Source organism: Nitrosopumilus sp. b3 (assembly GCF_014078525.1).
In the GTDB taxonomy this organism is placed as follows: Archaea; Thermoproteota; Nitrososphaeria; order Nitrososphaerales; family Nitrosopumilaceae; genus Nitrosopumilus.
In genome coordinates this window covers 270,600-291,096 of sequence record NZ_MU078696.1, presented here as the reverse complement: position 1 = coordinate 291,096, position 20,497 = coordinate 270,600, and the positions used below count along the sequence as shown (strand labels likewise).

The window sequence follows — 20,497 nt, the reverse complement described above, 5'->3', positions numbered from 1 at the left end:
GTAATTCTCTGACATCCAGAACACTGAACCTTTACAGAGTAATTGCCGCCCTTGTCATCTACAAACCAGTCCTTGAATCCCATAAAATCAGTAAAACATTACAGTATAAAATTGAGACTAGCGTTTCTTTTTCTTGTTTTGCTGCTCTCGCTTGTATTTTGCAACCCGCTGTTTTGCCTCAGCTGCCTTTTGCCCTTTCTGCATTCTGTTGTCTTTTTTCTTTGATTTTGCCACAATACCATTCAACAGCACAGCAATAAAAAGAAAAAAAGAGGTTTACTATCCTCGTAGTGATTTTAGCTCGACTCTAAGATCTTTTGCCAAGGAATATTCCCCGTTACTTGTTGCATCTCGAAGCTGCATCAAGACATCAAGGAATTCGGTTTTTTTCTCATTAGGATTCTCAGCTAATCGCTCAGTAATTCTGTCAATTTTCTGGTCTAGTCTATCCAAGACTCTCTGAATTCTATCAGTGTTGTCAATCTCTACTGTTACTGTTGCAGTGTTGGCAATGTCTGATGCATCAACTACATGAAAGTACTTCACTCCAGTTAGTGTATCACGGTTATAGTCTCGCTCAACTACTATCCATGCCAGGAATTTATCATCATTTTCATTTACCACCACACCGATTCTTGCTCTATTAGAATCAAGAAATAGTGCAGATGCTTCACTAAGAGTAACTGTTACTTGCTCTCGAAGTTCTGCTCGTTTGGTATCCTCTGTAATTTGGATTCCCCCAACAAAGTCAGCAACCTCTATGTGTCTTTTCTTGAATTGGTCAGAGTCTGCCATTGCAGAAGGCAGCCCAACTGCGATGAGTGCTGCCATTGCAATCAGTGATGTCATTGCTAGTTTTGATTTCATTATTCCATTCATTGAAAAATTGCATATAACGCTCACGTAGAACTTATCAGTTCTACTATACCCCAAAGGTCTTGTTGCATTTGGGGCACATCATGCCACCAGTCTCAGTTCCGCACTTTTTGCATCGCATATCCATGCCGGCAATCTCGCGCGGATTGGTCTTTGTTGCTTTTACTATCAAAATGGCTACAAGCAAGATCCCAACTGCAATTGCAATCCATACCAGTACCATGTATCCAGTATGCATCTTCAGCATAAAAACCAAAAGAATAGCACACCATTTAGTCAAGAAAAATTTTTTCACAGCCTCTAATTTTTCAAAATAAATCAAAACAGTGCAAGTACAAAGACTAGAAAACAGACTATGCAGTGAATTTCTAAGCATTGATGATTCCATCAGGTTTGTTGGGATTCTCTGCAAGTGTGGCAGACTAAAAGCATATGACAGAAAGAAAGGAATCATTCCCCAGTTGACAGTTCCAGAGACAAAGCTGGTCCACAGAGAGGCGCTACTGAAAGCAAAGATGAACAAAGTTTTTGATGGCAAGCTTGGCAAGACAAACTGGTCAGTTGAATCAAGGGGTAATGTAAAGTGGATTACCGTTTATCATGGCAAAGACCTCGTACTCTTATCAACTGAGATTTCATCAGATCATGACACCATAGTAAGTAGAGTCCAAAGTATTCTGGATTAATCTGACTTTTTTGGAGGCGTAATGCCAAGAATTCTTTCATGGAATTCGTAGATGAACTCATCTACTTCCTCAATGTCCATAATTTTTCAAAAATCATTTTACTATATAGCAAATATTCTGTTCAAATTTTACATACTATTTTGTAGCATTCTTGATATACTGTAAAATGAATAATGATTTGATGGATGAGCAGGTTTTTTCTTGCGGACATAAACCAATTGTATTTACACGGCAATCAAAACAGTTTCCACAAATCACAATGAGATTGTGTCAGGATTGCCTTGACATGGATTGTGAAAACGATTAGATGCAAAGCGATGCTGCCTGCAGTTGTACAGTCTTTGTAGATAACAAAGAATACTGGTTTGACATTACAATGTAGTAATCCCCAGAGTCCAGCACCAAATCAAATTGGCCGGACCTTACCTTGCCGCTGTCATAAAAGGACAATGCGCTTTGGTTGTTTTCAAATTTATCAAAATTATAGTTATCCATTAGAATTACAATAATGTCATCACCTAAAATATCACTTGCAATAAATCCGCCTTGCACTTGGGCATCACAGGGAAGAGTAAATGCAACATAGGTGTAAGCCCCTGGACCCACCTCATACATAGAGTCTGCAAACTTTTGGCCAGACAAATCCAAGTCCAATTTCTCACCGCCAAAGATCTCATTTACAATGCTGCCAAGTGCGCTCTCAATTGATTTTCCAACTGAGGATATCACAGAGTTTTGCATCTTGTTTTTTTGAATCTCCTCATTGATTCTGTTTCTCACCTCGTCATAGATTGAGATGGTCTTGTACGACTCAAATGGAACAGGAATACCAAGGCCAAAGAACTGGAAATATGCGATTCCTTTTACTCTAATTTCCATGACTCCCTTGCTCTCAATTACAGAAGATATCGCAGGCATCATGCTTTCTTTTGCAATATTTTGAAATGAGGAAATGACTTTGATTTGTCCGGGATTAATTACAAGATCAACATCACTATTTCCCTTGCCAATTGAAATTCCATTAATCAAGACATCATAGGACAAGTCAGGGATGTACACTGGTAAGAGCCCGTTATTTGCAATTCCAAAATACAAGTTCAGATTAATTCCTTCTATTATCTCAAAAGCTGCACCAAACCACTCACCAGTTAGAGTGGACAGGCCAAGATTGAGCAGTTTATCCCATGTCAAAGTAGCCCAATCAATGCTGTGAAATTTTACATCATTGAGATTAACTGAGAGCTGGGTATACGAATAGACAAACAGTCCAACTATAATCAAAAACACTACAAGAAGAACAATACCTATTGCAACTAGTTTGCCCATGATATCATGAAATAATTCTCAAATTAAGTATGTTGATAGTGTCATCTCCGACTAAGTGACAGTTTGCTTTTGAGTTTCCTAGCTCGGGGCTTTGTTCTCAATAATCTCCCACAGCAAGGACACCAGAGTCCCTCCCATAAAATAAAGACCTCACATTCAGGGCATCGCTTTTGACCTTGCTCGTATCTGCCACCTTCTGCAGAGTTGCTCTTTGCGATGTATTCTTTGCAAGCACTGTTACAATGCACATAAAGTTCACACATGTCTCATAGAAAATATTGTCGGTTAAAGTCAGAATAATTTCTGATTCTCCAGCTTTGCTCTGTTTCTATATGTGATTAGATGATAGCGAATGATGTTTTTTAGCTTCTCCTCAACTGATAGTTCCTCTTCGATGCAGATGCTCAAAAAGTCCAGATAGTCCCGGTCTTTTACATCAAGATTTATTTTTCTCAATTCATAACTTGAACCCGAATTATGCTGTAATCTCGTGAAATCAGTTTAGCGTGAATAATACAAAACCTCATGATCTGCTTACAGTATGGTTTTCGACTCCCCTCTTCGAAATGGTAAAACATCACTTGGGCATATGCCTCAGTGTCGCACCTCAACATATTGCAAATCATGAGAGAGTATCTAGGAAGAATCGAGCCTAAAAGGGCAGGTTATATTGATAACAAAAAACAAAGACAGACCATTAACTAATGGTGTACAGATTTTGCAAAGTCAACATTATCAGAATTCAAATTACATCAAACAATATGAAAACTGCAAAAGAGATCTATGAATTTAAAAAAGAGTTGATAAAAAAATTAGAGACTGGAGACAAACAATACTATGGATTATCGCTTGAGAGCCTAGTTAAGAATTAATTTTCATAAGAATTGTAATTATTTGAGTAGTCTTTTGAGTTCAGTGTTAATTACGTTTGAAAAACTTACAGCGCTTGCAGTTTTTGTAATCTTTTTTGCTTGAATGACCCTTAATTTTTTTACAATTTCATCATCGAGGACAATTGTAAGTCTTTTACCCATAAAAAATCGGGTTTCCTAGCAGTATATAATCTAATTTGGTATGAATGCAAATTCATACTTGCATCAAAGATGAATAAATTAAAATTTAGAATTAGAATTAATTGCTTTGATTATTCCATCACGTTTTTTGTACTCAATTTGTAAATTATGATCAATTCGCTTCATGGTTTCATCAGATGTTGGATTTTTCAATTCTGCCTCCTTGTGTTTTAGAAGCTTGCTGATTCTTCTATCATTGACTTTTTTTTCTTCACTTAGCAAGTCTAGCTGAGCCTTGCAGTCAGGACAAATCAGTTTTCTATCAGTATGAACTGAAAATTCAGAAGCGCATCTCTCACAAATCAATTACAAATCATATCAATGTATAATGAAAATTAAGCGTATTGGAGTTTGGTTTAGTTTTTTCAAACTAAGGGAATTGTAAATTAACATTATCAATGCATTCATTGATTTTTTGAGTTTGGTTTGACCATTGTTCATTGCATTCTTGGATTTGAGCGCTTTTTAGTTGTGCATCAATCTCTAAACGTAGAGGGTGTTGTTGTTTTTCTAATTCCCAATTTTCTTGTTGGTTCAGAGTACCATATACTGTAACTGCATTATTTACGCAATATTCCCAATTAATTGCAGCAAGCAACACTTCATCATCATAAAGGGTAGCATCCTCTAACAAAGCAATATCATCCTGAATAATCAGATTACACTGACTCAATGCCAATTCAAGATTTTCTTGTTTTTCAAGAACGGTAGGATCAATGTTTTTAATAATATCTAGACTGTATTGCGTAATTGCTGCTGAAATAGCAATAATTCCAACCACTATTGCAACGATAATAACGACAAGTAATTTCATGGAATTTCTCTATGAATTAGGAACTTAAGCGTTATTGAAATTATATAAAATGCAATTTGGTTTTTTAAAATTCAGATATATCAGAATGAATTCTCAAAGACTACATCAGATAGAGGTAATTGTCCACCACGGGGAGCAGGATCCTTTGCAGATTTTCCAATAACTACCATCATTGTAACTATGTGATCATCAGGAAGATTGATCAATTTCCCAACCTTGTCATAATCAAAGCCCTCCATAGGACAGCTGTCATACCCAATAGATTTTGCTGCAAGCATAATGGTTTGAGCTGCAATACCACAAGAGCGAATTGCCTGATCTTTTTCAAGCTCAGAATTTCCTGAGTATGCCTGCTTGATTCCGTTGACTAGATAATTTCGAGATTCTTCTGGAACGTTTTTCCAGTAGCGCTCAGGATTTTTCTCCCAGGCCTTCAAGTCAGCACACAGTACAATGACTAGAGATGCTTCTGCAACTTGTTTTTGCCCATAGGATAGATGAGACATTTCATCTTTGAGTTTCTGTTCTGTAACAATTACGAATCTCCAGTTTTGAATATTGTACGAAGTTGGAGACAAAATTGCACATTCTAGAATCTGATTAATTTCATCTTTAGTGATTTGGTGATTTTTAAAACTCTTAATTGAACGGCGAGATTTTATTGCGTCAATTGTATCCATGGTAATACGACCAGTGTTACCAAATTTAACTTTATGAAAAGGTGAATGAGCTTAAGATCAACTCCCGAAAGGATGTTGATGACAGCTCGTCGCTTAAGATCAGAAACATCTGTTACCTGATGACAGCGATTGTCTTTAGGCCTGAAACTATTGTAATCAGACGAAAGACTTACCTTTCAAACTCAATATGAGAATTTGATATTTAACCAGTACTACTTTTTCCTACTAGTGGTAATCAGCTTAACACCAGCAAAAATTCCAGATAGTGTATTTATTAGGCAAAAGGAAATTTCAAGACATCTTGAAGATTGCAGTAATGGGAATGGGGGTTGCAGGATCTTATCTCATGGCCAGACTAAAGGACTCAGAGCACGAGGTTGTAGGTTATGAAAGAAATGTTGAGGAAAAACATGATTCAATTTGTGCATGGGGAACAATAAAACCAGTGCTGACAGATTTTTGCAAAAAAACTGGAAGAGACTTTAATGACTTTTTGATTCATGACGGAAAAAACATGCATGTCAAAATGAACAATGATGTAAAGTTTGACATTGGATTAAAAGGGCTGTGTACATATAACAAATTAGGATTAATCAAAGATTTCATCAAAGATTCAAAGATAATTTATGGTCAAGCACCAAAGCTTGAAGATTTAGAAAAAGAGTATGATATGATAGTTGACTGTACTGGATTTAACAGAGTCTATCTGCCAAAGTTAAAGGAGGATTTCTTTTTGCCAACATACGAGTACAAGGTAGAATATGAGAATGGAGTTCCCTATGATGACTTTTACATAGAGCCATTTCCAGGAATGTCTGGATACTTTTGGTATTTCCCACTAGGTGAGAAATGGGCACATATTGGAGCAGGAGATTACAACAAACAACACATCAAGGCAACTGATGAATTTTTGCAAAAGCACGGAGGCAAAGTAATTGCAACAAAGGGCAGACCAATCAGACTTGCAACACCAGACAGATGTAAGCCATACTATTCAGGTAAAGTAGTTGGAGTTGGAGAATCAATTGGAACAGTTTACGCATTGTTAGGTGAGGGAATTATTCCATCAATGCAATGCGTCGAGATATTCCTAGAGAACATGAATGATTTCAAAGCTTATGAGAAAGCAGTAGAGGAGCACTACAAAGTGTATGCTAAAGTGTTTAATTTTGTCAGAGCAAAAATTCACAAGGACTTTAGTTTCTTCAAGGCATTACCAGATTTCATTGCAATATTTCGTTACATGAAAAAGCACGAAGACCGATTTGGAATGAATATCAAAATTGCAGATTTGATGAAAGTAGCTAAAGCCTAGCTAAAACTAACAGACCCGAACCCCTCTCTATTAGTTCTATTTGATGCCATGTTGTAATCGTAAATTGTTTTGGAATAATCTTTGAATTCATCTTTCATCGGATCCAAAGTATCTGCCAGATAAAATCCGGGGCAATCTCCTGTAAACTGATAGGTGGCATGAACACGTGCAATTCCTTTTTCATTTTCAAGCCAGCTAGAAAAGGGGTAAAGATAGCAAACCCCAGGTCTGTCGGGATGCATGCTACACCCACCTTTTTCATCTAAGAATCTACAAGAGATGTGCGTTCCATCATCAGATGCTGTCTCATCTTTTTTTCTTTTCAGATTAATGGTAGTCATTGTAGTTAGTTGTCCTGAGGGTCCTGGTTCCTGATACGTTACAGTAAGAGTTTCATTTTTTATAAAATCAGAAGGTTTTTGATATTTCAAGCCTTTTCCAATAATTATCAAATCATCAGAAGTAAGTGGAAGTCTTCCTTGTCTATCACAGCAGTTGTGGCAGTCAGGCCAAAAGCACTTCCATAGAATGAATTTTTTTTCAGAATTAAGATAAGGTACATGAAATACCACATCTTTAACTTTGACTGGATAGTCAGACACATCAGTAATTTTACCAAGCATGAATTTACGTAAAATTGGATCAACATCCCAATCTTTTTCTAACAAGTTTAATGATTCTTCAATTTCGTTTTGAGACAACTATTAAGATATAACATCTGGAAGTCATGTTATTAATGTTGAGTGAAAAAGGAAAGCATGCCTCAGCTACTCAAAACAGAAGATGGGTATGGAGTGAAATAATTTGGCCTCTAGTTTTAGAAGTCAATGACGTATCATTTACACTAAAACAATTTCAAAATAAACGTCAAAAAATATGTCAAGAGCAAAATGTTTCAATCAATGTTCCATCAAGGGGACTAGTATCATTGATGCAGAAAGGAATTTTGTTAAAAGAAGGGGAAATTTACTCGATTCATTATAGACTAATTCCATACATGCGATTGAAAGCAAAATGTGATTATTCAACTGCAATTCATGAAGTTAGAATAAAGTAATCAAAGCATTTCAAAAAAATCACAAAAATAATTCATTATAAAAATTTCAATCTTGACAACAAATGATTATATTCTTAAACAGAAAAATTTCTTCAAGTAGCCCGATAGTCTAGCGGTCAAGGATTCTGCCCTCTGGATCTCAAGAGTGGATAGGCGGAGACGGCAGTTCGAATCTGCCTCGGGCTACTGAAAATTCTAAAGAATCTATCTTGATGCTTGTGCTATTCTTTCTAGTTCATTTTTCTTCTTTACAGAAGGAGCATTTGGATCATTTACTGCGGCTAGCATTATTTGCTCTGCCATATGTTCTTCAATGGGTTTTGGATTGGAAAATGTTGCCTCTTTGATTGCATCAGCTATGAATTTTAGTGCCAAGTCAACTCTTCTGATTGGTGCAACATCAACTGATACGTGATAAACAGTACCACCATAAACGATTCTTGTAGTGTCTTCGTTTGGTGCAGAAAATTCAATTGCTCGAACTAGTACTTCAACTGGGTTTTGTCCAGTTTTTAGTGCAATAATATCAAAAGAAGTTTTTACAGTGTTTAGAAGTTTGGTTTTCTTTCCAGTCATTCTTCCAGTGTTCTTTGCATATTTCTTTCCAAAGTGCATTGTTTTGTTGATTAATCTCTCAACAATGTTAACATCTGCTTTATTGAATCGCTTTAATGCAGAGCGACCATATGTGTAAGGTAAAATTTGCTTTCTCAAAGAGATGGCAGTTTTTAGTCCGGGATCTTTGATTTCAATATCAGATAAATCCCATTTTCTAAATAATAACAAGTTTTTAGTTTGTGCCATTTCTATCTCCTTGGTTTCTCTTTCTTTCCTATTACTAGTTCATGAAGTGATGTACCGTTAACTTTGAAAACTTTGAATCTAACACCAGGAATATCTCCCATTGCACCACCTTGTGTTGCACCCATTCCTTGAATGTGGACTTCGTCGTGTTCATCAATAAAGTTCATTGCACCGTCTCTTGGTAAGAATGCAGTAACTGTTTTACCATTTTTAATTAATTGAACTCTAACACATTTTCTAATAGCAGAGTTTGGCTGTTTTGCAGCAATTCCTACTTTTTCTAAAACTATGCCGCGTCCTTGTGGAGCTCCTCCAAGTGGATCGGCTTTTTTATCAATTCCAAGCTTTCTTCTCTTGTATGTTGAGATTGCCCATCTCTGTTTTTTCTTTTTAGTAGTTAAAACTCTGCCAGCAAATAATCCAAGTGGTGATTTTCTCATATCTTACATCTCCATAGTAGCACGTTCAGGACTGTTAATCAGTACGCTGGTAATATCAAAATATCGTTTTGCAAGTAGTCTTGCTTTCTCAGCATTTCTGCCTTCTCTTCCAACTACGATTCCTTTCTTTCTTGGGTCTACCATAACAATTGCCTGTTTTGTCCCATCTGCTCGTGTATTTATTTTTACTTCAGAAATTAGTTTTGAATTTAGCAAAGAAGACAAGAATTTTGCAGGATCCTCATCATATTCTACTAATTCCACATTTCTTTTAACAATATTTTGTAATGATTTGATATGAACACCACCTTTGCCAATTGCCAATCCCATTTTACCAGTATTAACTACAAAAATTACTCTATCTTGCTTTTCATCTTCAACACAATCGCGTGCAGTTGCACCAGTTACATTTTGGAAAAGTGACATCATACGCATTTGATCTGTTGAGAGTTTAATTGACTGTGTCATTAGAAATCCTATTTATCTCCGACCTGAATTGTCTCATTTAAACTTTCATTAAATAAAATATAGCTAATCATTTTTTTCCTCAGCTTCTGTATCTTTTAAAATTGATTTTATGTTTGCATCTGTTATTGATGTGAATGAAATTGTTGAAATTCTAAATTGCAAGCCGCACAATCTTCCTAGTGCGACTGAAGTCCCTTGAAAGTTGACTAGAGGTACTTTTTCTTTTTTTGCATCTGACTCAATTTTCTCAACCATTTCTTTACTCACTGATTGAGATAATACAATTAGCTTGGAATTTTTTAAAGAGTTTAAAACTTGTTTTGTACCGAAAGTTAGTTGATCTTCTTTTCGGGCATCCTTTAATGATTTTTCAAGTAGTTTACTCATGTATGTTTCCTTAAATCGATCGGCGCCACAGGGCTTTATAGGTTTATTGAAAAACCACGCACGGTATTAGAAAAAATTAGTTCAGAAAATTAAACACTGAACCCAAAGAAGAAAACACTAAACCAATTTCATCAAAAAAAGAAATCGTATTTTCTTTTTCATGATTTGTAGTACTAGAAACTTTTGGTGAATCTGATTCAGAGTAATCTATTTTTTTGATAATTGGTTGTATTGGCTCATCTACTAAAGTTACAATAGGAGCATTCAAGGATGATGCAATTTCAAGATTTTTTCTAGCAGAAATATAGTTGGGATTTTTCTTTAAAATTTCTTCATAAATAGAAATAGCATTATCATAATCTTTCAAATTTGCAAGGGCATTTGCTTTGTTATTTTTAGCAGGTAAAAATTCAGGATTGATTTTGATTGCATGATCATAATAGACTATGGCCTCAGTAAAATATCCTAATTTTCCCAAGGCAGATCCTTTGTTTACTAGAATTTCAACATCGTTTGGATTATCAGATAGAGACTCGTTAAAAAATGTCAAAGAACCATCAAAATCACATAATCTGTACAATGCAGGTCCCATTCCATCATAATATGATATGGTATCAGTAAACACACTTTTGTCACATTCCAGATTTATTTGATTTAGAATTAGGCCTAACTCAATATCTTCAACAGTAAGATTTGTTTGTTTTTTTATTTCAGTTGGAATAATTTTTTCTTGAATAGTTTTTTTTATTTCAGGAGTCATATCAGATTTTGGTTTGATGGTTTGAACAGTTTCTTTAATTGCAGATACTGTAATAGAATTCGAGTTATCAATTGTTTCTTCAATTGTTTCTTCAATTGTTTCTTCAATTGTTTCTTCAATTGTTTCTTCAATTGTTTCTTCAATTGTTTCTTCAATTGTTTCTTCAATTGTTTCTTCAGTTACAATTTGAGGTTCTTTGAAATAATCAAAAAAGGATATGGCTTCAGATTCTCCATAGTGAGCTTTAATTGAATAAGTTCCTTCGGTTCTAAAATTAACACCATCTTTTACAAGAAAGCTTGTTGAGAATTCCAAATCAGAGTTTATTGTTCCAAAATAAAAGCCTGCAGGCATTCCAAACGGATCATAAACTCCGATTAACGAAGTGGGAGAACCCAATGAAGAAACAATACCGGTGATGTAAATTACATCATTATCAGCATATTGATTTTTGTCAGTGTAAAGAAGAAAAATTTCAGGTTCCTCAATAATCTGAGCAGTTTTTTCAGATTCCGAATCCCCTATTGTAAAATAATGATTCTCAGAGATTTGTCCATAGTCTAGTTTTATTCTGTATTCCCCAATTTTTTCATAAAATGGAGAGTCAAGTGGGATGGTCTTTGTGAATGTTTTTTCAGACGAAATTTCCAAATTGTTGGCAGACAATATTTTTCCATCAGGATCATAGATGCTCATGGCAATTACGGGCATACCAAAATCAAGAATTTCACCTGAAACAGTCAGAGAATCACCGATGTTATAGGATTGTTTGTCGGTACTTACAAGAAATGTTTCTGCAAATACTTCAGATATTACTAAAGGAGATAATACGGTTAACACTAAGGTCAATCCAAGCAAATATCCTAACACAAGAAAAATTTTGTAATTTTCTATTTAATTATCACGTAGGAATGATACTTTTCATTCTACGGTAATTAAACTCGACATTATTGGTGCCAAAACAGTCGGATCACCAAGAGAATTCCAGACAAATGTCTCAATCTCATAATTTCCAGATCTTTGTGGTATCCATGATTGTGAAATATCAAGACTTTGTCCGGATGATAATTCACCTTGAATCCATGAGATGGATTCTACAATATTATTTTCATTTTTTACTTGAAACAAGTAAACAAATTTCTGATCAAATTCATTTGGGTTAATGATAGTACCAACTATTTGCAAAGGATTGTCGGGCGAAAAAGATTCTAATGAATTTCCAAGTGCATCAGAGAATCGAATTGGAAGATTATCAATTCTATCTATTGGAGAAATAGAAGAATCAATCAAGGCAAAAGTTTCAATTGCTAAATTATCGGAGATAGAATATGGTTTGGGTAAAGTATAATCAACATATTTTGCAAAAATTTTATCTCCAGGAATTGAATAGAGTCGACTTCCACTAGTAGTTGAACTCTGAGATAAAGAGAATGTTGCTACAAACATTCCAGAGCTTTCAGATGTCTCAATTCCATCAACTTCAAATCCTGCAATGTCAGAATCAGATGATACTTGAATCGGAATATGATCCAGTGCTTCAGGATTGAGATTCATATCTGAATCAATTATGCGTACAGTAACAGTGTCACCTAAGAGAAAAACTTCTTGTGTAAATTGAATGGTACCGACATTCCAGCGTACAGGTGCTGATTCAGTTAAGATTACACCGTCTGCAAATTCAAAGGATATGGTAACTGCAGAATCCCTATCAACTTCTAAAAATCCACTAGTTGGACCAGTACCCATGGTTCTTGGAGTGGTGTCTACGTTACCATCACCGTTGGCATCATGTGAAAATCCTGTAAGTATTACTTCAGCTGTAAAGATTCCAGAATTCACATCAGTCTCTGTGAATCTATAAGGCTCAAGTGAGTGCTCTCTTGTTGAAATTTTAATGGGGTGGTCTTGTGTATCTCCAATTGAATCAATCAAGTCTTTATCAGTATTCCAACTGGGAGCAATGATTGTCATCTTTATTTTGTCAGTCCAAGAGTACGATGGTTTATCCGTAAATATTGGAGAGTATGGTTTATCATAATCAGGAATCGATTCACCAAATGCCGGAAAAAAAATCAATGAAGCAATCATGAAAAAAAGATACATATCATAAATTATTAAATATCGAATTTAATGTTTGATGGAATAATTTAAGATTCGTCTTCAGGAAGAGAGACTAGTAAAATATTATCTCCACGTAATAGGGTCTTGCCAATCTTTTCATGCTTTTCTTCAGTCACATCCTCAGCATCCTCTAATGTCAAATTCATGTGAATATCAAAGTCTTTTAGAATCCCCTGAATGGTCCGGGTATTTCTTAATCGAAGTAAGACAAGCTTATCTTTGCTGTTATTCATTAGATTTGTAATTTCATCGGCCATAATTGTTACCAGTTTATTTCTTCTTGCTTACTTGCATGTACAAGTCAACAGTTCCACTTCCAATTGGAATGTTACTACCGACAATTACATTTTCAGTGATGCCTTTGAGTTGTTCCACTTCTCCTCCAAGTGCTGCATGAGCAATGGTTGGAACTGTAATTTCGAATGCAGCTCTTGCAAGAACACTATCTTTAGTACCGGCAATTCCGTGTCTACCAATTTGTTGCATGTATCCTCTTGAGCACATCAAATCAGACACTAGCATAATATACCTATTATCTACCTCTAATCCTTGGTCTCCTAGAGTATGATTGAGTTCATCAATCAATGCATTTCTTGCAGCCTCAATTCCTAGAGTGCCTGCAATTTCAAAGACATTGTTTGTTCTGACATTTGTTTTGTCAATACCCTTTACTTCAAGAACTTTGGCAATGTTTGAACCGGTTGTTTGAATAACCCATTCATCATCTTTTTGAACTAGGGTCACACGTTCAACATCTGGAACTCCCTTTACGGTAGTGTTTAGAACTTTATTTCTAATTGCAATTACTGTAGCAGTGTCAGACTCTTCAACAAGTTTGAGAGTGATTAGTTCACCAACAGTCTCCATTTTGAATTTCTTGTTTGATGCAAGTGATGCTTCAACTTCAGCAATTGAGCATCCTCTCTCCTTTAGTCTATTTTCACTAAGGATTAATTTGATTTCAGTAGAATAATCAGTTTCACTGTTTGCAATTAATGCACTGATTTTGGTTTGTAATACATTTCTTGCAACTTCGATTGCCTTTTCTCGAGATTTCTTTGATTCGTTGTCAAGATAGATATCCATAGTTGGAGTAACTGGTTTCTTTCTTGCATCAACTAGTTCAATTAATCTTGGAAGACCCAAGGTAACATTTCTTTCTTTAATTCCTGCAAAGTGGAATGTTCTCAAAGTCATCTGAGTACCAGGCTCACCAATTGATTGGGCAGTAATGATTCCTACTGCTTGACCAGGTTCTACCTTGGCTTTGTTGTATAATGATAATCCTTTCTTACAAACTGCTTCTACACCGTCTTTACTTAGTGTGGATTCATGCAAGGCTTCTGAAACAAGTGATGTAAGTCTTGGATTGAATGTCTTTGTGTATTTTTTAATAATAGTATCAATCTCATCTTTTGTTGCCTTTTTACCAGAATCAATCATGGTTTGAGATTCAGCTAACCTACTAGCGTTGAATGCTTCACCATGATCACTTTTTGCAACATCAATTCCATCTTCACCGTAAAGGAATTGTACGATGTGTCCGTGTGGATCTCTTACTGTTCCATCGTATTCTAGTCTAATGTGTTCTAATGCGTTGATCAATCTACGTTGCATGTAACCACTTTGTTGTGTTCTAACTGCAGTATCTACAAGTCCTTCACGACCACCCATAGCGTGGAAAAAGAATTCTAATGCAGAGAGACCTTCCCTATAATTGGATTTTACAAATCCATGTGCGTCTGGATTATTATCATGTTCTTGGAAGTGTGTCAATGCTCGATTATGATAACCATCATTCATTCTATTTCCTCTTCTTGACTGTTGTCCTAATGCACCTGCCATCTGACCTACGTTCAGTGATGAACCTCTAGCGCCTGTTGTTGCCATAATTTTTCCAGCATTAGCATCATCAAGGGAGTTATTTGCAGTAGAACCAGCTTTGTCTCTTGCTTTACCCAATTCATTTACGATGTATGCTTCAAGTGCCTCTTCTGCTCTCATTCCCCTTGTGAGTTTCAGAGTTCCTTTTTCATATTGATGGGTTAAATCAGATACAATATCATAAGTTCCTTGAATATCATCTAGAATCTGTTGTTTTTCTTTTTCTGGCACTTCAAGATCACCAAACCCATAACTGAAACCATAACTTGTGATGAATTGTTTTACCATGATTAGAATAGAGTTTAAGAAATTCTTTCCAACTGCATTTCCATAGTCTTTTGTAATTCTGTGTAAGACACTTTCTGGTTCTTCTGCACCAATTGATGTTTTATCAATGACACCACTGATGAGTTCACCTTTTTTAATTACAACATCTTTTGCGGCACCATTTGTTCCCTTTGACCATTTTGAAGTAAGTACATAGTTGAAGTCTTTTGGAAGGAATAGTGAAAATAGTTGTTTTCCAGTATATGCAGGTCCATCTTTAGTTTTAGTAGCAGGTTTAGGAAGTGCGTCTTTGTAACCACCTAGCATTGCTAGATTTGAAAATTCTTGAACAGATAGAGTTGTTCCGTCTTTTGTTAGAAGATATGCACCAGTAACAAAGTCTCTCAGTGCACCAATGATTGGTCCACCATATCTAGGAGAAATTAATTGATCTTGAACTCTCATCAAAAGGATTGCTTCTGCTCGTGCTTCTTCACTTTGAGGAACGTGAAGATTCATCTCATCACCATCAAAGTCTGCGTTGTATGGAGGACATACAGAAGGATGCAATCTGAAAGTCTTACCAGGAAGTACCCTTACATAATGAGCCATGATAGACATCTGGTGAAGTGAAGGTTGTCTGTTAAACATGACAATATCCCCATCTGCAAGATGTCTTTCAATTAGATAACCAATCTCAAGTGTTTCTGCAATAGTAGAACGGTCTTCAACAAAATCTAATCGAATCTTTACACCATCAGGTCTAACAATATAATTAACACCTGGGAATTTTTCAGGTCCATTAATAACGAGTTTTCGCATTCTCTCAATGTTCCATTCAGTAACAATTTCAGGAATTGTTAGTTTCATGGCTACTTGTTCTGGAACTCCAACTTCAGACAAATCCAAGTTAGGATCAGGTGAAATTACAGTTCTGCTTGAAAAGTCAACTCTCTTTCCAGACAGTGAACCTCTAAATCGTCCCTCTTTTCCTTTTAGTCTTTGAGTTAGTGTTTTGAGTGGACGTCCAGAACGATGATGAGCTTGTGGAATTCCTGAAACTTCATTATCAAAGTATGTTGTAGAGTGATACTGTAATAGGTCAACTAGGTCTTGTACGATGAGTGGAGGTGTTCCTGCCTCTTTACTTTCTTTTAGTCTTTGATTAACTCTGATGATATCTACCATTTTGTGTGTTAAGTCATCCTCAGATCTAATTCCGGTCTCAAGAATTATTGATGGTCTTACAGTTACTGGTGGCACAGGTAATGCCTGAAGAATAAACCACTCAGGTCTAGCAGTAATAGGATCATAGGATAAAAGTTGCAAGTCATCATCAAGAATTTGTGAAAATCTTTCTCGGATTGTAATTGGAAGTAATCTATGTTCACCAATCTCTGTTTTCTCAACAAAGATAGTTGGTTTTGTAAAGACTAGTTCATACTGGGTCTTTCCACAGTGTGGACATTCTTTTGCTTTCTTTGCTTTTTCTATAATTTGTTCAGGAATACGTTTTTGAGAAATTACAGTATATGCAGCATGCTTGTCTTTGATTTTTTTGAATTCATTCAAATCTTCTTGTGGGACTTTGAGTCTTGCACATGAGCGACAGGTTGATTGTAATAGTTTGTAAATATTATCAATAAATGCAATATGCAAAATTGGTTCTGCAAGTTCAATGTGTCCAAAATGTCCGGGACATCTAGCAGCGGTATTTCCACAGGTTAGACATTTTTGTCCAGGTTCAAGAGTTCCAAGTCGTCCATCCATAAGACCTCCCTGAACTGGCATCCCATCTTCATCATATGTTTCAGGTGCAGTTATTTCTGCAACTGAATATTTTCTAACTTCAGTTGGAGACCATACTGAAAAACGAATTCCATCAATTGATTTGATTGCTTGAAGTGACATTAGATTTTCTCCTTGATTAAGAGACGTGGTGCAACATTAAGGCTCTGCATCTCTTGTAATAGTAGTTTGAATGCATATGCTACGGATACTGATGAGACTTTGGCTTTATCACCACATACTCTGCATACATATTTTCTTTGTTTAACATCATGATAAGCAACTAATCCACATCTTTCACATACAAAGATATCAGATTTATCAGATTCATCTAGCAATCTATCTTTTAGAATCATTGAAGCACCATAAGCAATCAAGCAATCTCTCTCCATCTCACCAAATCTTAATCCACCACCTCTTGCTCTACCTTCAGTTGGTTGTTTAGTTAACATCTGAACTTGTCCACGTGCTCTTGCATGGATTTTATCTGCAACCATATGATGAAGTTTTTGATAGTATACAACCCCAATAAAGACGTCAACTGGGAATGGTTTTCCAGTTCTTCCGTCATACATTACTTCTTTGCCAGAATATTTGAAACCATGTGCATCCATTACTTCTTTGACCTCATCCATTTTTTCTCCAACAAATGCTGAACCATCAAATCGCTTTCCACGAAATGCAGCAGCTTTTCCACAGATTGATTCCATCATCATTCCAACAGTCATTCTTGATGGGAATGCATGAGGGTTAATCAAAACATCAGGAGACATTCCTTCTGCAGTATACGGCAAGTCTTCTGCTTTAGCTAAAATTCCCAGTACACCTTTTTGTCCGTGTCTTGATGCAAACTTGTCACCAATTTCAGGGATTCTCATGTCTCTTGCTCTAATCTTGTACATTTTTCCACCTTCATTTGATTGGGTCATAACTACAGTGTCAACAACACCAGTTTCAGAGGGTCTTACACCAATAGAAGTATCACGTCTGTATGGACCTGAAGATTCAAACTCTCGATATTCTTCCATAAATCTTGGAGGACTAGTTTTTCCAATTAAAATATCTCCGCCTTTTACTGGAGCTTCGGAGGCAACAACACCATCTTCTTCTAGTAATCTATATGCACGCTCTCCCTTGTAACCTCTAATATTATCTTCAGCGTTAGGAATTTCAAAAGTATCACGCATTCCACCAGGATATTGTTTTGCCTCTGCATCGTAAATTCTAAAAAAGAAAGTTCTCCCCAAACCCCTATCAACAGAGGCTTTGCTAAGAACAATTGCATCTTCAATATTGTAACCATCAAATGGCAATACTGCAACTATACAGTTTTGACCTGCTGGCCTATCTTCCAATCCCAAAAGTTTCATTGCTTTTGTATTTACAATTGGAACTTGTGGGTATAGCATAAAGTGTTGTCTTACGTAAGTACTGGTATTCATCATAGGTGTTGAGAATCCTAAACTTTGTTTGGCCATTGCAGACTCGTATGTATTTCTTGGAGATTGGTTATGTTCAGGGTATGGTATGATAGAAGCTCCTGCACCCAAGATTGCTGGTGGGAATACTTCTAGATGAGTATGTTTCTTTGTATCTTTATCATCCAAAGTGACATAGCAATTTTCTTCTTCATTAGCATCTATCATTTCTAAAACACCCATTCTCAAAAGATCAGTCCAAGAAAGTAATTTCTTTGAAATTTTATCCAAAAGATCTTGGGTCAGTAATGATTTATTATCTTTGATAATTATCAGTGGTCTCAAAACACGTCCAGCATTGCAGTTTACATAAAGTCTTCTTGTCGAACCTTCAATGTCAGATTTATGAAATGAAACTCCAACATGAGGATGAATCTTTGAATTTCGTCTAAGGTCTCTTAAAGATTCAGCCAGTTCTTGACCATCTTTGAAATATCCAATTAGACGACCATCAACAAATACTCGAGTTCCATCTTTCTTCAAATCTTCTTTTGCATCAAAGAAATGTACTGTTCCAAGATCATAGAGTTTTTCTACAATCTCTTCAGATGGAACATTTACTGAGATAATTCCAGATAGTGCAAGGTTTTTCACTAAACCACAGTTTGAGCCTTCAGGAGTTTCACTAGGACAAATTCTTCCAAAGTGGGTAGCATGTAAATCTCTTGCCTCAAAGTTTGGCTGGGTTCTACTGAGAGGAGATTGAATTCTTCTAAGATGGCTAATTGTTGAGAGATAGTTTGTTCTATCAAGTAATTGGGTAACACCTACACGTCCTCGTCCCCAGTTTCCTGTTGCAATAGCGTTGTTTAGTTTATCTGTAATTATTCCCGGACGAATTGCAGCAGCTACTGCGTTAATTCCTCTTTTTTGACCTGATCTTTCTAATTGGTATTTCATGTCTCGGACCAAATTTCTAAATGCAGTTCTAAATAGATCTGCCAACATTTGTCCTGCAAATTTGATTACTTTGTTTCCATAATGATCCTTGTCATCAGGAGTAATCCAACCAAGTTTTAATTCTAATAATTTACAAGCTGCCTCACCTAAGAATTGTGCTTTCTCTTTTCTGTTCTCTGGATGTTTACCTAAGTGTGGCAATAATCCCCAATCAAGTAAAGTCTCTGCACGTTTGATTTGGAATTCCTCTAACATTCCAGGTGCGATTCTTTTACTGATGTAAACAATAGCATCTTTAGATGTTGGGACATCACCTGCTTTTTCAAAAGAGCCTTCTAATTCATCTTGCAAGTCATCTACCAATGAAACCACTGCTGCAATTTCTCTATCAGATTCCAATCCAAGTGCTCTCATTAATGTGACAACTGGAATATCAACTGGAGAGCCAGGAATTCTAGCTACAATCAAACCATCATTTTTCATAACAAGTTCTAGTTTTGCACGATAACCAACGATTGATGAATATACTTTAGCTTTGAAAACAATGTTTCCGCCAACAGTTTCTCTATCAACAATAATTTTATTGTAAGAAAGATCTTCTAACCCTACAATGACTCTTTCAGAACCATTAATGATAAAGTAACCACCAGGATCATTTGGATCTTCACCGTGTTCAATTAATTTTTGAGTAGAGAAGTTATGCAAGATACATGCATTAGATTTTGCCATTACTGGTACGTCTCCAATATGAACAAATCTTGACTCTAAAATTTTACCATCCTCTACAACACTTGCCTCCATCATTACAGGTGCAGAGTATGAAACATTTCTCAGTCTTGCCTCAGCTGGAGTAATATGAGTAATAGAACCATCAAGCTCCATCATTCTTGGTTGTTGAAGTTTAACTTTTCCTAGTTGAATTTTGTAAGGGTATTCAGCATTTTCAATATCAATTTGCCCTACCTCATTGATGATACTTTGTAATCCCCTTTCTAGGAATTCATCAAATGAGTTGAGATGTTGACGTGCAATACCTTCACGTTTTAAAATATCTTGAATTACTGGCCAACGTTTTGTAGAAGAATCTGCCATTATACTTCCACCACGTATCTGTAATAGAGGCTCTCTCCTGCAGTTGGGCTTTTTCTAGTGATCTTTATCATATCACCAGGTTTTATTCCAAGTCCTAAAATTGCAGGATCGTTTACAAAGATTAAGGGTAATTCTGTGGGTTTACAGTTGTATTTTTTCAAAACTTCTTCAGCTTCTTGTTTTGAGATGATCTCATGTTTTGGTACATAGACATGATCAGGTACTAGAACTTGATTTTTTTTAGTTGCCATCTACAAAACCTCCACGTAGAACATTAAATG

At 35.9% G+C, this 20,497-nt stretch carries 22 protein-coding genes and 1 tRNA gene; 5 read left to right on the top strand and 18 right to left on the bottom strand.

The window, feature by feature from the left end:
• Positions 1-279: 279 nt before the first annotated feature.
• Both C6990_RS07770 and C6990_RS07765 read right to left on the bottom strand, forming a co-directional pair.
• On the bottom strand, positions 280-867 hold the full coding sequence (locus C6990_RS07770) for a hypothetical protein (RefSeq protein ID WP_182130083.1): 588 nt from the start codon (positions 865-867) through the stop codon (positions 280-282).
• Positions 868-922: 55 nt separating this feature from the next.
• Positions 923-1,156, bottom strand: coding sequence for a hypothetical protein (locus tag C6990_RS07765; RefSeq protein WP_182130718.1), 234 nt, complete (start codon positions 1,154-1,156; stop codon positions 923-925).
• A 46-nt stretch (positions 1,157-1,202) separates the two neighbouring features.
• Between C6990_RS07765 and C6990_RS07760 the strand changes: the two genes are divergently transcribed.
• Complete coding sequence (locus tag C6990_RS07760; protein ID WP_255465318.1) at positions 1,203-1,562, top strand: hypothetical protein; 360 nt, start codon at positions 1,203-1,205, stop codon at positions 1,560-1,562.
• Positions 1,563-1,865: 303 nt separating this feature from the next.
• Here the strand turns inward: C6990_RS07760 and C6990_RS07755 are convergent, their stop codons facing one another.
• A complete protein-coding gene (locus C6990_RS07755) occupies positions 1,866-2,888 on the bottom strand; it encodes a hypothetical protein (protein WP_182130081.1) in 1,023 nt (340 codons plus the stop codon).
• A 704-nt stretch (positions 2,889-3,592) separates the two neighbouring features.
• Between C6990_RS07755 and C6990_RS07750 the strand changes: the two genes are divergently transcribed.
• Complete coding sequence (locus C6990_RS07750; protein WP_182130079.1) at positions 3,593-3,760, top strand: hypothetical protein; 168 nt, start codon at positions 3,593-3,595, stop codon at positions 3,758-3,760.
• 18 nt (positions 3,761-3,778) lie between these two features.
• On the opposite strand, the gene C6990_RS07745 is transcribed toward C6990_RS07750, so the two are convergent.
• The 4 genes from C6990_RS07745 to C6990_RS07730 all read right to left on the bottom strand — a co-directional run bounded on the left by C6990_RS07745 (position 3,779) and on the right by C6990_RS07730 (position 5,455).
• Complete coding sequence (locus tag C6990_RS07745; RefSeq protein ID WP_182130077.1) at positions 3,779-3,922, bottom strand: hypothetical protein; 144 nt, start codon at positions 3,920-3,922, stop codon at positions 3,779-3,781.
• A 78-nt stretch (positions 3,923-4,000) separates the two neighbouring features.
• Positions 4,001-4,267: a hypothetical protein gene (locus tag C6990_RS07740; RefSeq protein ID WP_255465317.1), complete on the bottom strand. Its 267-nt coding sequence runs from the start codon at positions 4,265-4,267 to the stop codon at positions 4,001-4,003.
• Positions 4,268-4,331: 64 nt separating this feature from the next.
• Positions 4,332-4,775 (bottom strand): hypothetical protein, encoded by a 444-nt coding sequence (locus C6990_RS07735; protein WP_182130075.1) that lies wholly within the window; start codon positions 4,773-4,775, stop codon positions 4,332-4,334.
• 80 nt (positions 4,776-4,855) lie between these two features.
• Positions 4,856-5,455 (bottom strand): nitroreductase family protein, encoded by a 600-nt coding sequence (locus C6990_RS07730; RefSeq protein WP_182130073.1) that lies wholly within the window; start codon positions 5,453-5,455, stop codon positions 4,856-4,858.
• 301 nt (positions 5,456-5,756) lie between these two features.
• On the opposite strand from C6990_RS07730, the gene C6990_RS07725 reads away from it, so the two are divergent.
• The gene (locus tag C6990_RS07725) at positions 5,757-6,770 is read left to right on the top strand and encodes an NAD(P)/FAD-dependent oxidoreductase (protein WP_182130071.1); all 1,014 of its coding nucleotides are present in this window, start codon (positions 5,757-5,759) and stop codon (positions 6,768-6,770) included.
• Here the strand turns inward: C6990_RS07725 and C6990_RS07720 are convergent.
• On the bottom strand, positions 6,767-7,471 hold the full coding sequence (locus tag C6990_RS07720) for a YkgJ family cysteine cluster protein (protein ID WP_182130069.1): 705 nt from the start codon (positions 7,469-7,471) through the stop codon (positions 6,767-6,769). The two genes, C6990_RS07725 and C6990_RS07720, sit on opposite strands and share 4 nt — an antisense overlap.
• A gap of 35 nt (positions 7,472-7,506) precedes the next feature.
• Between C6990_RS07720 and C6990_RS07715 the strand changes: the two genes are divergently transcribed.
• Both C6990_RS07715 and C6990_RS07710 read left to right on the top strand, forming a co-directional pair.
• Positions 7,507-7,827 (top strand): hypothetical protein, encoded by a 321-nt coding sequence (locus tag C6990_RS07715; protein ID WP_182130067.1) that lies wholly within the window; start codon positions 7,507-7,509, stop codon positions 7,825-7,827.
• A gap of 98 nt (positions 7,828-7,925) precedes the next feature.
• Positions 7,926-8,013 (top strand) — tRNA-Gln (locus C6990_RS07710).
• An 18-nt stretch (positions 8,014-8,031) separates the two neighbouring features.
• Here C6990_RS07710 and C6990_RS07705 read toward each other — a convergent pair.
• The 10 genes from C6990_RS07705 to C6990_RS07660 all read right to left on the bottom strand — a co-directional run bounded on the left by C6990_RS07705 (position 8,032) and on the right by C6990_RS07660 (position 20,467).
• A complete protein-coding gene (locus tag C6990_RS07705; protein ID WP_048117669.1) occupies positions 8,032-8,631 on the bottom strand; it encodes a 30S ribosomal protein S7 in 600 nt (199 codons plus the stop codon).
• Positions 8,632-8,633: 2 nt separating this feature from the next.
• Positions 8,634-9,071, bottom strand: coding sequence for a 30S ribosomal protein S12 (locus C6990_RS07700; protein WP_048117671.1), 438 nt, complete (start codon positions 9,069-9,071; stop codon positions 8,634-8,636).
• 3 nt (positions 9,072-9,074) lie between these two features.
• Complete coding sequence (locus tag C6990_RS07695) at positions 9,075-9,539, bottom strand: NusA-like transcription termination signal-binding factor (RefSeq protein WP_048117681.1); 465 nt, start codon at positions 9,537-9,539, stop codon at positions 9,075-9,077.
• A 63-nt stretch (positions 9,540-9,602) separates the two neighbouring features.
• Positions 9,603-9,926, bottom strand: coding sequence for a ribosomal L7Ae/L30e/S12e/Gadd45 family protein (locus tag C6990_RS07690; protein WP_182130065.1), 324 nt, complete (start codon positions 9,924-9,926; stop codon positions 9,603-9,605).
• Between the two features lie 76 nt (positions 9,927-10,002).
• Complete coding sequence (locus C6990_RS07685; protein WP_255465391.1) at positions 10,003-11,526, bottom strand: tetratricopeptide repeat protein; 1,524 nt, start codon at positions 11,524-11,526, stop codon at positions 10,003-10,005.
• Between the two features lie 81 nt (positions 11,527-11,607).
• Entirely contained in the window at positions 11,608-12,789 is a 1,182-nt protein-coding gene (locus C6990_RS07680) for a hypothetical protein (protein ID WP_255465315.1), read from the bottom strand.
• Between the two features lie 44 nt (positions 12,790-12,833).
• Complete coding sequence (locus C6990_RS07675; RefSeq protein WP_048117687.1) at positions 12,834-13,064, bottom strand: LSM domain-containing protein; 231 nt, start codon at positions 13,062-13,064, stop codon at positions 12,834-12,836.
• A 13-nt stretch (positions 13,065-13,077) separates the two neighbouring features.
• Positions 13,078-16,869 (bottom strand): DNA-directed RNA polymerase subunit A', encoded by a 3,792-nt coding sequence (locus C6990_RS07670; RefSeq protein ID WP_182130061.1) that lies wholly within the window; start codon positions 16,867-16,869, stop codon positions 13,078-13,080.
• Positions 16,869-20,216: a DNA-directed RNA polymerase subunit B gene (locus tag C6990_RS07665; protein WP_182130059.1), complete on the bottom strand. Its 3,348-nt coding sequence runs from the start codon at positions 20,214-20,216 to the stop codon at positions 16,869-16,871. The genes C6990_RS07670 and C6990_RS07665 overlap by 1 nt, the downstream gene beginning before the upstream one ends.
• The gene (locus C6990_RS07660) at positions 20,216-20,467 is read right to left on the bottom strand and encodes a DNA-directed RNA polymerase subunit H (protein ID WP_182130057.1); all 252 of its coding nucleotides are present in this window, start codon (positions 20,465-20,467) and stop codon (positions 20,216-20,218) included. The genes C6990_RS07665 and C6990_RS07660 overlap by 1 nt, the downstream gene beginning before the upstream one ends.
• Positions 20,468-20,497 lie beyond the last annotated feature (30 nt).

Bases quoted from the DNA above. Each gene is read 5' to 3' on its own strand.
- C6990_RS07730 (WP_182130073.1), bottom strand. From the start codon at position 5,455: ATGGATACAATTGACGCAATAAAATCTCGCCGTTCAATTAAGAGTTTT.
- C6990_RS07735 (WP_182130075.1), bottom strand. From the start codon at position 4,775: ATGAAATTACTTGTCGTTATTATCGTTGCAATAGTGGTTGGAATTATT.
- C6990_RS07770 (WP_182130083.1), bottom strand. From the start codon at position 867: ATGAAATCAAAACTAGCAATGACATCACTGATTGCAATGGCAGCACTC.
- C6990_RS07745 (WP_182130077.1), bottom strand. From the start codon at position 3,922: ATGGGTAAAAGACTTACAATTGTCCTCGATGATGAAATTGTAAAAAAA.
- C6990_RS07680 (WP_255465315.1), bottom strand. From the start codon at position 12,789: ATGTATCTTTTTTTCATGATTGCTTCATTGATTTTTTTTCCGGCATTT.
- C6990_RS07690 (WP_182130065.1), bottom strand. From the start codon at position 9,926: ATGAGTAAACTACTTGAAAAATCATTAAAGGATGCCCGAAAAGAAGAT.
- C6990_RS07675 (WP_048117687.1), bottom strand. From the start codon at position 13,064: ATGGCCGATGAAATTACAAATCTAATGAATAACAGCAAAGATAAGCTT.
- C6990_RS07695 (WP_048117681.1), bottom strand. From the start codon at position 9,539: ATGACACAGTCAATTAAACTCTCAACAGATCAAATGCGTATGATGTCA.
- C6990_RS07750 (WP_182130079.1), top strand. From the start codon at position 3,593: ATGGTGTACAGATTTTGCAAAGTCAACATTATCAGAATTCAAATTACA.
- C6990_RS07660 (WP_182130057.1), bottom strand. From the start codon at position 20,467: ATGGCAACTAAAAAAAATCAAGTTCTAGTACCTGATCATGTCTATGTA.
- C6990_RS07715 (WP_182130067.1), top strand. From the start codon at position 7,507: ATGTTGAGTGAAAAAGGAAAGCATGCCTCAGCTACTCAAAACAGAAGA.
- C6990_RS07755 (WP_182130081.1), bottom strand. From the start codon at position 2,888: ATGGGCAAACTAGTTGCAATAGGTATTGTTCTTCTTGTAGTGTTTTTG.
- C6990_RS07670 (WP_182130061.1), bottom strand. From the start codon at position 16,869: ATGTCACTTCAAGCAATCAAATCAATTGATGGAATTCGTTTTTCAGTA.
- C6990_RS07665 (WP_182130059.1), bottom strand. From the start codon at position 20,216: ATGGCAGATTCTTCTACAAAACGTTGGCCAGTAATTCAAGATATTTTA.
- C6990_RS07705 (WP_048117669.1), bottom strand. From the start codon at position 8,631: ATGGCACAAACTAAAAACTTGTTATTATTTAGAAAATGGGATTTATCT.
- C6990_RS07700 (WP_048117671.1), bottom strand. From the start codon at position 9,071: ATGAGAAAATCACCACTTGGATTATTTGCTGGCAGAGTTTTAACTACT.